Source organism: Paenibacillus sp. MZ03-122A (assembly GCF_024213325.1).
Classification (GTDB): domain Bacteria; phylum Bacillota; class Bacilli; order Paenibacillales; family Paenibacillaceae; genus Paenibacillus; species Paenibacillus polymyxa_B.
In genome coordinates this window covers 566,371-580,803 of the sequence record NZ_JANAVI010000001.1, presented here as the reverse complement: position 1 = coordinate 580,803, position 14,433 = coordinate 566,371, and the positions used below count along the sequence as shown (strand labels likewise).

Annotated in this window: 10 protein-coding genes; 3 read left to right on the top strand and 7 right to left on the bottom strand. The window is 45.9% G+C overall.

What is annotated here, in order from left to right:
• Positions 1 to 418: 418 nt before the first annotated feature.
• The gene (locus tag NLX74_RS02835; protein WP_254327888.1) at positions 419 to 1,693 is read left to right on the top strand and encodes an oligosaccharide MFS transporter; all 1,275 of its coding nucleotides are present in this window, start codon (positions 419 to 421) and stop codon (positions 1,691 to 1,693) included.
• A gap of 95 nt (positions 1,694 to 1,788) precedes the next feature.
• Here NLX74_RS02835 and NLX74_RS02830 read toward each other — a convergent pair whose 3' ends face one another.
• Positions 1,789 to 3,492, bottom strand: coding sequence for a methyl-accepting chemotaxis protein (locus NLX74_RS02830; protein WP_254327887.1), 1,704 nt, complete (start codon positions 3,490 to 3,492; stop codon positions 1,789 to 1,791).
• 33 nt (positions 3,493 to 3,525) lie between these two features.
• Complete coding sequence (locus NLX74_RS02825) at positions 3,526 to 4,797, bottom strand: ABC transporter substrate-binding protein (protein ID WP_254327886.1); 1,272 nt, start codon at positions 4,795 to 4,797, stop codon at positions 3,526 to 3,528.
• Between the two features lie 244 nt (positions 4,798 to 5,041).
• Here NLX74_RS02825 and NLX74_RS02820 point away from each other — a divergent pair, with 244 nt between their 5' ends.
• Positions 5,042 to 5,890 carry a copper amine oxidase N-terminal domain-containing protein gene (locus NLX74_RS02820; protein ID WP_254327885.1) on the top strand — a complete coding sequence of 283 codons (849 nt, stop codon included), beginning with the start codon at positions 5,042 to 5,044 and terminating at the stop codon, positions 5,888 to 5,890.
• Positions 5,891 to 6,029: 139 nt separating this feature from the next.
• Here NLX74_RS02820 and NLX74_RS02815 read toward each other — a convergent pair whose 3' ends face one another.
• The 5 genes from NLX74_RS02815 to NLX74_RS02795 all read right to left on the bottom strand — a co-directional run bounded on the left by NLX74_RS02815 (position 6,030) and on the right by NLX74_RS02795 (position 12,921).
• Positions 6,030 to 6,371 carry a darcynin family protein gene (locus NLX74_RS02815; RefSeq protein ID WP_254327884.1) on the bottom strand — a complete coding sequence of 114 codons (342 nt, stop codon included), beginning with the start codon at positions 6,369 to 6,371 and terminating at the stop codon, positions 6,030 to 6,032.
• 83 nt (positions 6,372 to 6,454) lie between these two features.
• Entirely contained in the window at positions 6,455 to 7,036 is a 582-nt protein-coding gene (locus NLX74_RS02810; protein ID WP_254327883.1) for a Crp/Fnr family transcriptional regulator, read from the bottom strand.
• Between the two features lie 125 nt (positions 7,037 to 7,161).
• Complete coding sequence (locus NLX74_RS02805; RefSeq protein WP_254325876.1) at positions 7,162 to 9,003, bottom strand: adenine deaminase; 1,842 nt, start codon at positions 9,001 to 9,003, stop codon at positions 7,162 to 7,164.
• Positions 9,004 to 9,156: 153 nt separating this feature from the next.
• Positions 9,157 to 11,535, bottom strand: a complete 2,379-nt coding sequence (helD, locus tag NLX74_RS02800) for an RNA polymerase recycling motor HelD (protein ID WP_254327882.1) — start codon at positions 11,533 to 11,535, stop codon at positions 9,157 to 9,159.
• Between the two features lie 354 nt (positions 11,536 to 11,889).
• A complete protein-coding gene (locus NLX74_RS02795) occupies positions 11,890 to 12,921 on the bottom strand; it encodes an FUSC family protein (RefSeq protein ID WP_172828310.1) in 1,032 nt (343 codons plus the stop codon).
• Between the two features lie 186 nt (positions 12,922 to 13,107).
• Here NLX74_RS02795 and NLX74_RS02790 point away from each other — a divergent pair, with 186 nt between their 5' ends.
• Positions 13,108 to 14,430, top strand: coding sequence for an MFS transporter (locus NLX74_RS02790; protein WP_483311643.1), 1,323 nt, complete (start codon positions 13,108 to 13,110; stop codon positions 14,428 to 14,430).
• Positions 14,431 to 14,433 lie beyond the last annotated feature (3 nt).

The following is a 14,433-nucleotide window of genomic DNA, read 5'->3' as shown; positions in this document are numbered from 1 at the left end:
TATATGTTAATAGAGCCTAGTGATAACCCGCGCCTTTAGGATGAGTGGGTTTCGTCTTAACTCATCGTTACACAATACTCTATATACGATCAGTATTTCAAGTAACTTTGTACTTGCAAAATGAACTTAGTGAGCTTAATGAACTATAAGAGAATTTTACACTTAGGACTTATTTCTTACAAGATGTAGATATAGTACTATTCTTCTTCAACATATTTAAAATAGTTTGAGCCCCCATTTAATCCATATCAGGATCTGCTGTTTTATCCGAATTCTCAACTGATTGAAATAAGCACAGGAAATCTTGGGAAAATGCCCTATGGAAGCGAGTGAATAATCCTTACAATTAATAGTACAGACAATACATATTGACGTTGGCAACACATTGAGCGGCTACAATTTGAAGGGGTGCTTAAACATGATGAATTTGGCAAAACGCAACTATTGGTCTCTGAGTATTTTTAACTTCGCTTATCTGTTTACATGGTCTGCCGCCATGTCTTTTTTTGTCATTTGGCTGGGACAAAGCCTGGGAATTTCAGAAACCTACACGGGATTTCTATATGCGGCTAACTCAATCGTGGCCTTGATTATGCAACCCCTGTTCGGTTACTTATCCGACAAGCTGGGTCTGAGAAAACATCTGCTGTACATACTCTTTACAATTCTTTTGCTCGTCGGACCCTTTTTTATCTATGTGTACGGTCCATTACTTCAAACGCAGTTCGTCATTGGTGCCATTGTTGGTGCGCTATTTATCGGCCTGGTATTTAATGCAGGTAACGGTGTCGTCGATTCGTATATGGACAAAGTTTCGCGTAAATACGGCTTTGAATACGGACGGGTTCGTATGTGGGGTTCACTTGGGTGGGCGGCGGCTACTTTTGTTGCAGGACGGGTCATCAATATCAATGTAAACCTGACCTTCTGGATTGCCTCGGTATCTGCCGTTGTTGCCATGATCTGCATCTTTCTGACCAAAGTCGAAATTTCCGGACAGGAGCAGCAGAAAACAGAATCGTTGAAGCTACTCGATGTGCTGCATCTCGTGCGTACCAAAAAGTTCTGGTTTCTTATGCTATTCATGGTTGGCGTGACCCAAATCTATGAGGTATATGACCAGCAGTTTGCCACATACTTCGTATCGCAGTTCAGTTCCAAAGCGGAAGGAAATCAATTCCTCGGTGATTTAAGCGCTGTGCAGGTTTTCCTGGAATTTGTGTTCCTTTTCGTTACCCCTTGGTTTGTGAACAAAACGACCGCCAAATGGGCATTAATTATTGCCGGGTCGATTATGTCTCTGCGTATTATCGGCTCTTCGTTGCCATTCGGTTCCATATGGGTAGCTGCAATGAAGATGATTCACTCTCTGGAGAAACCGCTTATTCTGGTAGCCATCTTCAAATACATTACCGTTAACTTTGACCAGCGCTTGTCCTCCACCATGTACCTGCTGTATTTATTTATGGGCTCCCTGGTGGTTTCCATTTTCTCGCCCATTGTGGGACATATGTATGAAGTATTGAATTTCCCGATAACTTATGTAATTCTGGGTTCCATTGCAGGCCTGTTCACCACCATATCCTGCTTTACACTGACAGCAGACAAGAAGAATGGGGAGCGGTATCTGGAGGAACGTCGTAAACAGGATCTGAAAAGAGCAGCCAAAAAAGCTGAAGCCGTTCATTCGTAATCTAATGGTTTGAGCTTAACAAAACAGCGGCAGTCTAAGACTTTTTTTCTCGTCCAAGGCTGCCGCTCTTAACTCCACTTGATTTGAAGCTTATTTTAAATCTTGAATACCGACACCGTTTGATTCATCTCTTCCGCTCTCTTGGCAAGCATGTTAGCACCTGCAGACACTTCCTGCATGGATGCGGTAGTTTCCTCGACTACGCTTGCGACTGTTTGAGTAGAATCTGCAGCACGTTCGGAGATTTCAGCAATTTTCTTCATCGATTCAACCATAGAAACGGTTCCTTCATTTACGGATCTTGCTTCTAAAGCCGCCGTGTCCACCTCACTACCCACTTCTTCAACGGCACCCACAATCTCAGAAAAAACGTTACCTACACCTTCGACAAGCATCATGCCTTCATTCAGAGATTGAACACCTTCATTCATTGAAACCACAACTTCATCTGTTCTTAATGTGATTTCGTTGACCAGCGAAGAAATCTTGCCCGTTGCTTCACTTGCTTGTGCCGATAAATTGCGTACTTCATAAGCGACAACCGCAAATCCTTTTCCCTGCTCTCCCGCTCTTGCAGCTTCTATACTCGCATTTAGTGAAAGCAAATTGGTTCGGGCTGCTATATCACTGATCATAGCTGTGATCTGTTTAATCTCCGCCGACTTTTCGCCTAGAATATTTACCACTTCAGCGGATTGAGTTACCTTGGTATGCACATCTCTTATTTGGAAGACAGTCGAAGACATTTGGGTTTTCCCGTTGTTTGCTTTTTCTTGTGCTTGGGTTGTGAGATTAGCCACATGAACAAAGCGATTGGTTATGTTGTCTACACTTTTAGAAACGTCTACCGTGTAATTCAGCGTTTCAGCTATATCTGCAAGCTGTGTCTGAGATCCCTCTGCGACTTGTGTGGCACTTATAGCTATCTGCTCGGTAGCGATGCTTGTCTGTTCCGCACTGGCCGTTAACTGTTCAGCCGTAGAGGCAACCAGTAAGGAATTATCCACAACTTCCTTTAAAAGGTTGCGCAGTGAATCGCACATTTCATTAAAATCGGATGCCAGTTCCCCGACCTCATCTTTTGACCGGACTCTAAGGGGCTCCACTTGCAGGTCCCCCCTCGTTACCAGCTTTATCTGTTCCGCAATCTTTAATATGGGCTTAGTGAACGATTGAGCCAGTAAAAAAGAACCGATAATTCCTAGGATCGTACATATGATAGTCAGAGAAATCATCAAAATTCTACCTGAATGGTAAGATTGACTCGATTGATTAGCGGCATCAGTAGCGTACTGCTCATTAAGTAACTTCAGTTTATTTACATTGTCTAATGCTGCCTTATAAATAGAAGAATTTCCATGAATGATCATGTAGGCCATCACTTTGTCGTTTTCTTCCATAGCAGCGGAAACCACCTTTAGATGGCGAAGATACATTGCCCACTGACCATAAAAATTGGTGAACAGTTCTTTTTCCTCTACTGTCGAGGCTAAACTTTGATATTCATTTACACTCTTATCCATTGAAGCTGTAGCTTTGGTTAATTCTTCTTGATAAGTGCTGCGAACAGCCGCATCCTCTTCAAGTATCAATCGAACGGTGAGTCTATCAATTTCTGTAATCTGCTTATCCATACCTTGAAGAAGAATAACCGCGGGTAAAGACCTGTTATTTACCTTATCAGAAGCCTCACCCATTTCCGACATCTTAATGACGCCTATAACACTTGAAAGGGACAGTACGATAACCAGTATGAGCGCTGCACTAATTATTTTTTTCTTTAACGTTAATTTAAACATCTTTATCTTCCTCCCGTAACTGGTCTCGTATCATCACTGCTGAGCTTTCCAGTATATGCGTATTTGGCGCAACAGCTCAGCCTTATCTATCTTTCCACTGAGGTAGCTTTGGATAGATGCTCCTGTGATGGCCGCATGATCAGGTGGAAGGGTTGCCATAAACGGCAGTGTCTTTCCGGTCGAGATATACGACTTGATCGATCGTCCCAAAGGATCGGCAGGCTCTAAATCAATATTTTTGAACGCAGGTACCGTATTAGCCTTGTTTACCAGAAAATCTTGTCCGGACTTGTCGTATACCAGCCAGTTCAGAAACTTCTTTGCTTCCTCTTGCTCCTGAGGTGTGGTAGCTGTGGAGTCAATGAAAATATACTTTGTTACACCGACTGTAATTTTAGCATTGTTAGGGTCATCCGTATTATCGCTTAACGGAAGAGGCAAAAAACCGTATTCCTCATTTGCTGTATCATTGCTCTTTATCCCAGCCCAAGCCCAGTTTCCCATAAACCAAAGCCCCACTTTTCCCTCTCCTAATGCTTTGGCTCCATCGTCATACGTGCTGTCCAAAGGCGAATTCTTATTGATGCTGTTATCCTTGAGCAAGTCTAAAGTTTGTACCCATCCAGACATTACATTATTTTGGGACATGTCTATGTTATCCTGCATACCCTTAACAAACTCCGGAAACCCCCCAGGTTGAACAGAATAAGACAGAGCTAAAAGATGAGAGCCGAGAGACCAGTCCATTGGTGAAAGCATGACCGGTGCTACTCCCGTCTTCTGAATCTTAGCCATTAATGAGTTCAGGTTGCTTCTACTTTTCACCGAAGAAGGATCAAAAGAACCCCCTGTTGCCTTGTCCAATACTTTCTTGTTATAGATTAATCCGTAGCCTTCCACTGCAAATGGGAATCCCAGCACAGCATCGTTTTTCTTAACTGCATCAAGTCCATTTTCTATCGTATCGGCTACCCACTTCTCTTTACTTAAATCAACGGCTTTATCCAGGAATGTCTGCGTGTCGCCCGGGTCAAGCATCGACATCGTTGCTGGACTTCCTGTGCCGTACATCGACATCAGCTTTTGATATGCAGACGACCCCTCAGGAGCGGTTATAATCTCTAAAGATACTTCAGGGTGCTCTTGATTGTATTGTTTTGCTACTTCTTCTAATTGGGTTTTTATTTCTGATTTGGAATTCAAAAGTGTAATCTTGGTCGTCTGCTGTGATACTGGTGAAGCTGAACAACCTATAAACATCATTAAACATACTAGAGAAATCGCAACTTTTAGCTGTTTTCTCATTAACTTTCCCCCTAAGGATTTACTTTGATAAATTTTATGAATAATATTCAATGTTATCGACATAATTCTCCAGGAAGATTAGTAATTTTTAGTTGGTAAATATCGGAAGGTAATTAAATAGTACAAACTGGTTGTTACGTTAAGTTAACGGACAGGACAGCGCAACGTTTTTTTATCCAGTTGCGTCTTCATATGGGGGAAAGTTACTGCGCAACAAATTTAACCGAAAAAGGAGTAATCATTTATGAAAAAAGCATTCTTTGCGGCTTTTCTTGCAATTTTTTTATTTATTTCATCGTCCACTACTTATGCAGCACAAAATCAGATCAAAGTTGACGGTGTGACTATTACATCCGATGTGAAGCCCGAAATGAAGAATAAACGCGCCATGGTACCTCTACGTGTTATAAGCGAAAGTTTGGGGGCTAGTGTCGAATGGTCCGATTCCGAGGTTATTCTCGCTAAAAGCGAGATGAAAGTAAAATTAGCAGTAAACAGAAGCATAGCGGAGAAAAATGGTAAAAAGATGCTGCTTGATGTAAAACCATATACGAAAAATAATCGCATATATGTTTCACTTCGTTTTATTGCAGAGGCGTTTGGCTGCAATGTTAATTACAGCAACTTTGCAGTGACTGTTGATACTAAACCATTGTTCATAAACGGTGTACAAGTAAAAGCACTTCAACAGGAATACCATATGACTTTGGGCGGCGTAGTTCAGCAAATTCATGGCAATGCATATAATGAAACCATTTATAATATTTTTGCAAAAAACAAAGGTGAAAAGGTCGAAGCACCTGCAAACTATTCTTGGAGCTTCACTATTGACACACCTGGATCTTATTATAAAAATGCACAATACGATTTTTTAGACCAAAAGGGGAAAAGCTTAGCTCGTTTTGATGTGTATTCTTTAATTAGTCCTGTTCCATCTGAACTTTCAACAGAATATCCAGAGATTTTGATTCATGACGTATCGAAAGATGAGTGGTATTTGTTTAACGATACCGCAAGAAAATCCATTAATCAGTTAATGGATACCGCTGAGAAGAACGGTTTTCTGAAGATTATAAGTAACACAGTTGTATAATGTGATTTTTTCTTATCACACTTTTTCGTCTCCAAAAGATAAAAGGCGAATTCCCAGCTGAACATAAACAGCACAGGAATTCGTCTTTTTAATCGTATATAGGATGAACTCTTCATTTTACATAGAAATCGGAATGACGTTATTTTTCCATCTGTAGCATTTCTGACTCATAGGACTGAAAAGCATTTTCCATACCCATCACTACATCTTTAATCTTCATGTATCCTTTGGTATACGGCTCCGAATCGCGAATTTCTTCCCACATATAGTGATATTGCTTCATGTCCTCCGTTTCGCATACGACGAAATCAGTGTAGTCCTTTCCAGGCAGTGCTTCTGCATCAAAAAAACGAATCTGAACATGTTCGCTATATTTTTGAATGGTAGCCTGCAAGGCCCCCGCATGTTTTCGACGTTCCTCCCGAGGTAGAGCCAGCCAGGAAGGGTAGAACTCCAATAATACAATCATCATATAACGCATATGCCTTATCTCCTTTTTTGGTGAAGCTTGAATGATTTATCGTTATTGTACGCTGCTTGTCTTCTAAGCCGCATTAACATAGGTTAATGCGGATCACTACGCAGCAAACGACTAAGTGATACGGGGGAGACGCCTATGTACGAAGCTATATGATATTGGGCAACTCGTTTGTCCAATCCGGGGTATTTGAGAAGAAAAGCATGATAACGCTCCTTAGCGGAAAGATACAATAATTCGCGCTCCCGTTCCTCTTTTCGAATATAAAGTCTTTCTACACTTTTACGGACGAATCTTTCCCACATATGGCTTGTATCCATAAGCTCCTTCAACACGTGATATGGAATTTCAATGACAACCGAATCTTCCATGGCCTCAATCGAAAAAGTGGATAGTTTTCCTTGGATCATAGCCCCATAAGAGGTTACGTAATCATCTTCTGGCGAAAAACCAACATTATATTCTCTGCCATCTGCTAATGTATAAAATAAACGAAATAATCCCTCTGAACAAAAATAGGCACGTTTCACAGGCTCACCCGTTTCAATGAGAACCGTTCCCTGCTGAATATGCTTCACACAGGTTTGCTCTACAAACCTGTTCCAATCCTGCTCTATAATCGAGGCATGATGAGCCATTTTTTCTAATGAACGATAATAGGGATGCATCTGCTCACCGCTCCTTGACTTTTATAAAGGAATCGAAGATATTTTTTTGACTTCGTGTATGAAAAACAGAGGTTATCCCTCAGGTCTGGGCAGACCTGTAGGACAACCCCCAGCGACGTGTTCTATCAGACTTCCGCAGCATCCTCTTCCACAAAAAGAGATACCTTGCGGATGCCATCCGCTCCGATCACGACAAGCCCCTGATCCGACAGACGAATTTCAGGGATAACCACCAGTGCGAGCAGTGACAGTGTCATCAGCGCGTTGTTCAGCATGCAGCCGGATTGCTGAAGCGCCCGGCTGATACTTTCGGACTGCGCGGCTACCTCTGCAAACGGAGCTGGGGACATCAGCCCGGCGATAGGCAGCGGGAAGCGCGTCTCACCCGAGGCGGATACGACCACCACGCCGCCACGCAGGGCAACAGCCTGCTTCGCCGCCTGGGTCATGAGCTCGTCATCATTACCAATGACGAGCAGGTTGTGGCTATCATGCGCGACGGTCATGGCAATCGCAGCCGGCTCGGTGAAGCCGACACCTGTCACAAGTGCCACCGCGTGACTGCCACTGGCATGATGGCGCTCGAAAACGGCTATTTTGCACAAATCCTGTGCAGGATCTGCCGTGACTTCTCCATTACGGACCGGAACGGTCATTCGCACTTCCTTCGTGTCCACGTGGTTTTCCGTAACACGAATCACCCGTACAGGTACATTCCCCTCCTGTACTGGAGCCGCAATGCGAAAATCTGCAGCACTCAGCTCTCGTCCCAGATGGACCGTGTCCATCACTTCCGCAGGATAAACGAAGCCGTCCCAATCGGCGACCATTTGACCGTGCTCGGCCACCAGCTGGCCCGCTGCGATGGTAGCCGTCACATTCACTTCGGCCAATCGGCCATCAAGCAAAATAATGTCGGCAATCGCACCCGGAATGATCGATCCGATGTCCCGTGCCACGCCGAAGCGCTCTGCCGTATTCAGCGTGGCCATCTGAAACGCGGTTACGGGCTTGACGCCCTGTGCAATGGCATGACGCACGACGAAGTCCATCTGCCCTTCATGGAGCAAGGATTCTGCGCTGCGGTCATCCGTTACCAGCATCATGCGGCGCGTGTCGAGACCCATTTCCGTGCTGGCTCGGATCGTCTCGGCCACATCATGCCATGCGGAGCCTTGCCGCATCTTGGCATACATGCCGAGCCGGATACGCTCGGCTACATCCTCGGGCGTGACACACTCGTGGTCGCCCGTAATTCCCGCGGCTGCATAGACCGGCAGCCGCCAATCATCGGAGGCCCATGTAAAATGGCCATCCGCCACCTTGCCCGCGCGCAGCGTGGCCTGAATTTCACCGATCATCACATCGTCTCCATAGACGACACCAGGGAAATTCATGACTTCGCCCAGCCCGATCATATCCGGGCCCCAGCTTAACGCCTCTGCGACTTCCGCCGGGCCGAAGGAGGCACCCGTCGTTTCCAGCTCCGGACCTGTGGACGGGACGCAAGAAGCCACCTGCATGTAAGCAGCCAGCGGTGTCGTACGTGCTTCGTCCAGCATCAGACGAAGCCCTTTTAGACCCAGTACATTGGAAATTTCATGCGGGTCAAAAAAACCACCCGTCACTCCCAGCGGCAGTACAGCCTTAGCGAACTCCGTTACGGTCAGCTGCGTGCTTTCGATGTGACAATGTCCGTCCAGTAACCCCGGTGCCATATAGCGGCCTTCCGCTTCAATGATTATGGTGTCTTCTCCAATCGTATGACTGACGTCCCTACCGACGTAAGCGATACGAGCACCTTGCACAGCAATAGACATGCCCGGCAGCAACTCGCCCGATACCACATTGACCAGTGTTCCTCCGCGGATCACCAGCGATGCCTTGCGCTCTCCTCTAGCTGTAGCTACCAACTCAGGTACACAGTCCGCTAGCGGCGGGCGTTGAAATACACTCTTCATGTCCATTACGTTTGTAACCTCCGTTTATGCTTCTTACCTGTTTTGCTTATTTGCTTATGTTACTGGAATACGCTCCATAATGCCAGCCAACTCTACATCTATTCAAGTATCGCATGGGTTCCTAAGGCATTGGTCCCCGGCTGATTGCCAATGTCCTCTCTATAGAACACGATCACTTTCTTCCACTTTGCGGGTATACGTATCCGAATCCCGTAAACTCACGAATGGCGTAATCTCCCCTATGCTATAAATATGCAGCAGATGCATCGCTCGCGTACAGGCGGTGTAGAACAGCTTACGCTCACTCTCACGCTGGTATTGTTTCGCTGATCCGTCATAAATCAGAACCGCATCGAATTCCACGCCTTTTGCCAGGTAGGCCGGAATGATATGAATCCCCTTTTCAAAAGCAGGAGTTGTTTTCTTAATTAGTTTTGGCTTCACTGACAGCTGTCCTTCCAGCGCTTCGTAGGCTGCCGCGCTTTCGTCAGCATTTTTACAGATCACCGCGATGGATTCATAGCCTTCTGCCAACAATTCTGTAACATTCCCAACTATCAATTGATGCAACTTTTCAAGCGAACGCACCTCAGTAACAAGAGGCTTCTCACCTTTACGGTTAAACGGTACAATGTGCTCTCCCCCAGCGACCATCCCCCGGGTAAATTCCACAATCTCCTGTGTTGAGCGATAGCTGCGTGTCAGGGAAATCATCTCGGTCTGATCTGCACCATACAAGTCATACAATGGCTCTGCATCCTGAAGCACCGAGGCATGGGCATAGATGGCCTGATTAAAATCACCCAGTGCCGTCATTTTAGCCTGTGGAAATAAACGCTTGAAGAACGCCAGCTGGAATGGGGAATAGTCCTGTGCCTCATCAATAAACACGTGACGGATGTTGCTATTGGAACGAAAGCCCAGCATCAGCTCACGCAAATATAAAAAGGGTGTTACATCCTCATACGCTAACTCCCCAGCCCGAATTCGTTCCAGAGTTTGTCGACTAATTTCACCCCAGCTGACGGGCAGCTCTGCATGATTCGCCAGTTGGCTCAACAATGCCTCATTCATAAACAGCTCGCTGTAGAGCCGGGTCGTATCTACGAAGCGAAGCGCCTTAATCCATTTGCGCAGGGGCTTTAAGCGCTCACTGACCACCATACGCGCCAATATTTCTCTTTCACGCGTAAAATCGTCGAAGGTATCGCCCTTATTCTTGGATTTACGGCGCATACGGTTATAGGCACGCTGATAATCCTCCGGCTCCATCAGATCCATCTGTTGATCCACCCATGGGGCGGAGCATTCTTCCTTACCAAAGCGGGCCAGCTCTTTGAGCATCCAATCCCGCAGCAGTTCCAATCGGTTCGCCAGCCGCACCGTAGAGTCGAATTCATAAAACTTGCGTGTCATTTGCTCCACTGAAACCACCTCACGTCCCTGAAAACGGATGGGTTTAAAACGCATTCCCTCCTGTTCCAAATACGTCTTGTAGCTTGTAATCACATGTAAGAACGTCTTGGACGACTTAAAGCGGATACCCTCCATCCTAGCTTCATACCCAGGCTGTAACGATGCTGAAAGCACATATTCCAGCTGTTCAAATGGATCTTCTAACTGAAACTCCCGGCCCAAACGCCGCTCCAAATATTCCTGAAACGTGGCCTGAAGCATATTTTCCTCACCTAATTCAGGCAATACTGTCGATACATAACTGTTAAACATCGGGTTAGGCGAAAATAGCACTACCTGATCCGCTCGTAAGCGATCCCGGTACTTATACAGCAAATACGCTACTCTCTGAAGCGCAGCAGAGGTTTTGCCGCTTCCTGCCGCCCCCTGAACAATGAGCATCCGGCTTCGATCATCACGGATGATGCGATTCTGCTCCCTTTGGATGGTAGCGACAATACTTTTCATTTGAGCATCCGAGCTGCGGCTCAATACTGCTTGAAGAAGTTCGTCTCCAATCGTCACCCCTGTATCGAACATAAAACGGATCTGTCCATCACGAATCGAGAATTGGCGCTTAAGCGTGAGTTCCCCTTCCATCTCCCCGGCCGGGGTCTTATATGAGGCAGGCCCCGGCATGTTATCGTAATAAAGATTGGAAATAGGCGCGCGCCAGTCGTAGATCAGAAATTCCTCATCTTGATTATCCAGCAGGGAGGCAATCCCCAGATAAACACGTTCCGCAGTCTGTCCTTCCTCAGCAAAATCAATTCGTGCAAAATACGGTGAATCAAGCAACTTTTTCAAACGACCTAACGCCTCTGTGGAATGCTTGTGTCTTCGTTCCCGCTCAGACAAAATCTCAGACTGCTGACGCAAACTGGTGGACGTCTCGCCCACATCGTCCGCCTCACTGAAATTGATCGTTACCTCATCCCAGAAGTCTTTACGCATATCGACGACATCTCCGCGCACAGAACCAACCTCTGTCTCTAGCTTCCGAATACGCCCGCTAATCACTGCGGTCACATCTTCTACTCTTCGTTGTTCTTCATTCCATTGCTGTTCAGTAGTCACTGGCATCGCTCCTGTTCCGTTTCCTCCTGCTCATGCAGGGCTCCCTTGCGTACAAACTATGCTCTATTATGGACCCGGGCATACTCGCGGCATCCCCCTGATCCGGGAAAATTGACTAATCCTTTGAAGCATGCTATAATGTAAAAAGAAGTGTAATTAACAACTTATGCATATGGTTTCACCATAAAACAGAGCATCCTCTATTGTAGCAAGTTCAGTCCCTGTTCGCAACCAGCGGGCTTTTTTTGTGCGTTCTGGCAACCATCTATTAACCTGTTCTTACATACTTGAATTCATTACATAAAAAAGCGACCGTCCATCTGATTGATGAATGCGGTCGCTTTTCTTTAGGAAATTCGCCTATCTGCTCTCTTCTACAGGATGAATATGATCGGCCAGTCTGCTCAACCTCTCCAGCTGATGACCATAATCGTACATCGCCGCAGCGACGATGGACAGCCGCAGCATTCCTTCTTGACAATGGTCAAAACGTGTAATCGCATGCTTCATAAATTCGCCGTTGGCTTGCTGAAACAATTCACTTTCGTCCTCATTCGGCTTTAGCTTATCTTCGAATTTCAGTAGAGCATGCTCATGAAAACGAATCAGCAGCTCCAGATGACTGTCAAAAAAAGCATCCGTTCCCTTTGGCCGTAAAGACTGGAAGTAGTGTCTTTCCACCGCATCCAGTACCTCATATCCTTTGTGTAAACTTCCGAGCATTTGTTTGTATACTACCATTTGTCTCGTTTGACTAAACTTGGAGCGCTTGAGCTTCTTCTGCTCTTCCTCGAACAAATGATATTTGTCCGACAGCGATTTAATGGCTCCCTCCAGATTTCCTTTTTCCTCTTTGAAGACAGACTCCTTAATCTCATCGGAAATGGCAGTACGCAGCAGCAAGGACATGCTGTTAAATACATTTTGAATCTGATTAATAAACTGCCTTTTCGGTTTCGGGGGAAAAACACTAACATTGATGACAAAAGCAGACACAATCCCAATCAAAGTGAGCGCAAAGCGGGTCACCGCAAATTTCCAGTCCCCTGAGGCTTCCATTACAGAAACAACGGTCACGAGTGTCAATCCAACCGTATCAGCCATATTTATTTTCAGACATATCATAAGTACCAATACACATACCAGTCCAACTGCAATCGGCTCATTCGAAAATACCATTCCGCCCAGCAACGCCATGATTGCACCGAGTGTGCTTGTTTGGAGTTGATCCAGAAAATAACGCCACGACCTATATATCGACGGTTGCATGGCAAAAATAGCGGCTATCGCTGCCCCCACAGGCGAATGGGTGTTCAAAAGCGTGCTCAGAAAAAGGGCGAGCGTCACTGCGATTCCCGTTTTTAACACCCGTGCTCCAAAAGCCAAAGCCATCCCTCCTGCTTACCTTTCAAATTTATTCATACCGAATTACTATAATGAAAATTCAATGTAAAGTCCATGCTTTATTATTACCCAAAACAATCGGAGATCAGGAATATTTATGAAATGTACAGTTCCTGCTAGAATACATATCAACAGTATTAACTTATTTGCAACACGTCACAGGAGGAACTCATCGTGCCATGGATTAGCAAAATGTTAGAAGAGCCCCGAAAGTGGCCGCGTAATATCCGATTGTTTTTTATGGCCAATCTGTTGTACCAGATGGGCACGGGAATGTTTTCTGTACTGTATAACCTGTATATCCAAGGGCTTGGCTTTGATGATGATATGAACGGTCGGGTGGTCAGCATGCAGGCGCTGGCGACGGCGTTGCTGTTCATTCCGGTCGGATTTTTGGGGGATCGGACGAGCCGCAAAAATATGCTGGTCATCGGCGCGTTATTCAGCGGCCTGGCCTTTCTCGCCCGTACCTTTACAGATACCAGCGGAAGCATGTTGGTATTTGCCGTAATCTCAGGTGTATTCGCCGCCTTTATTCAGGTGCTGGCTGTGCCTTTTTTAGCGGAAAGCATAAGTAAAGCCCAACGCTTAAAAATATTCAGCTATTACTCAGCTCTTGTACTGGCAGCCCAGGTTCTGGGTAGCTTCGGGGGTGGCGTACTCGCAGATGGGCTGCAGACGTGGGGAATCACACCGCTATCCAGTCTGCGGGTTGCTCTGTTCCTTGGAGGAATGGCAACATTGACTGCTTTTATTCCTCTATTGTTCATCACAAAAACTACGGCAACCGTAGAAGCACCAGCTCCTGCCGAATCTTCACCTCAAACAGAACAAGTACATACACCGCACAGTACATCCGATATCCCTGCCTTGGAGACGCCTGCTGCTTCTTCTGATCGCCGGGTTATTGGACAATTTGTTCTTGCCCAGTTTTTTCTTGGGTTAGGTTCAGGTCTGGTCATCCCGTATCTTAATTTGTATTTTACGAACCGCTTCTCCGTATCGCTCAGCGCAATGAGTTTACTGATTGCACTCGGCCAGCTTATGACCATCCTCTCCATGTTGATCGGGCCTACCCTCGGCAGCCGGATTGGACTGGTCAGAGCTGTAGTTGGCTTCCAACTGCTTTCGCTACCCTTCCTTCTCATTACAGGCTTTACGAACGTGCTATGGATCGCTTCCATCAGCTTTCTATTCAGGCAAGCGCTAATGAATGCAGCCAATCCGCTGCAAACCGCCATTCTCGTCGAACGTGTGTCAGATAAAAATCGCGGCATTGCCAACTCCATTCTCCAGACGACCTGGATGCTAGGCACCGCAGGTATGGGACCTGTACAAGCCTATTTGGTTACAACATATGGAAACTACTGGGGCTATGCCATCACATTTAGCATGACAGGTATTTTCTATATTTTGTCCTCCCTCGTCTATTACAGAATGTTCCGAGAAAAGCGCCCGTCCGCGGGCCAGCTTTTACAAAACCCGGCAAGCCCGTAAACA

Bases quoted from the DNA above. Each gene is read 5' to 3' on its own strand.
- NLX74_RS02795 (WP_172828310.1), bottom strand. From the start codon at position 12,921: ATGGCTTTGGCTTTTGGAGCACGGGTGTTAAAAACGGGAATCGCAGTG.
- helD (WP_254327882.1), bottom strand. From the start codon at position 11,535: ATGCCAGTGACTACTGAACAGCAATGGAATGAAGAACAACGAAGAGTA.
- NLX74_RS02835 (WP_254327888.1), top strand. From the start codon at position 419: ATGATGAATTTGGCAAAACGCAACTATTGGTCTCTGAGTATTTTTAAC.
- NLX74_RS02820 (WP_254327885.1), top strand. From the start codon at position 5,042: ATGAAAAAAGCATTCTTTGCGGCTTTTCTTGCAATTTTTTTATTTATT.
- NLX74_RS02810 (WP_254327883.1), bottom strand. From the start codon at position 7,036: ATGCATCCCTATTATCGTTCATTAGAAAAAATGGCTCATCATGCCTCG.
- NLX74_RS02830 (WP_254327887.1), bottom strand. From the start codon at position 3,492: ATGTTTAAATTAACGTTAAAGAAAAAAATAATTAGTGCAGCGCTCATA.
- NLX74_RS02825 (WP_254327886.1), bottom strand. From the start codon at position 4,797: ATGAGAAAACAGCTAAAAGTTGCGATTTCTCTAGTATGTTTAATGATG.
- NLX74_RS02805 (WP_254325876.1), bottom strand. From the start codon at position 9,003: ATGGACATGAAGAGTGTATTTCAACGCCCGCCGCTAGCGGACTGTGTA.
- NLX74_RS02815 (WP_254327884.1), bottom strand. From the start codon at position 6,371: ATGCGTTATATGATGATTGTATTATTGGAGTTCTACCCTTCCTGGCTG.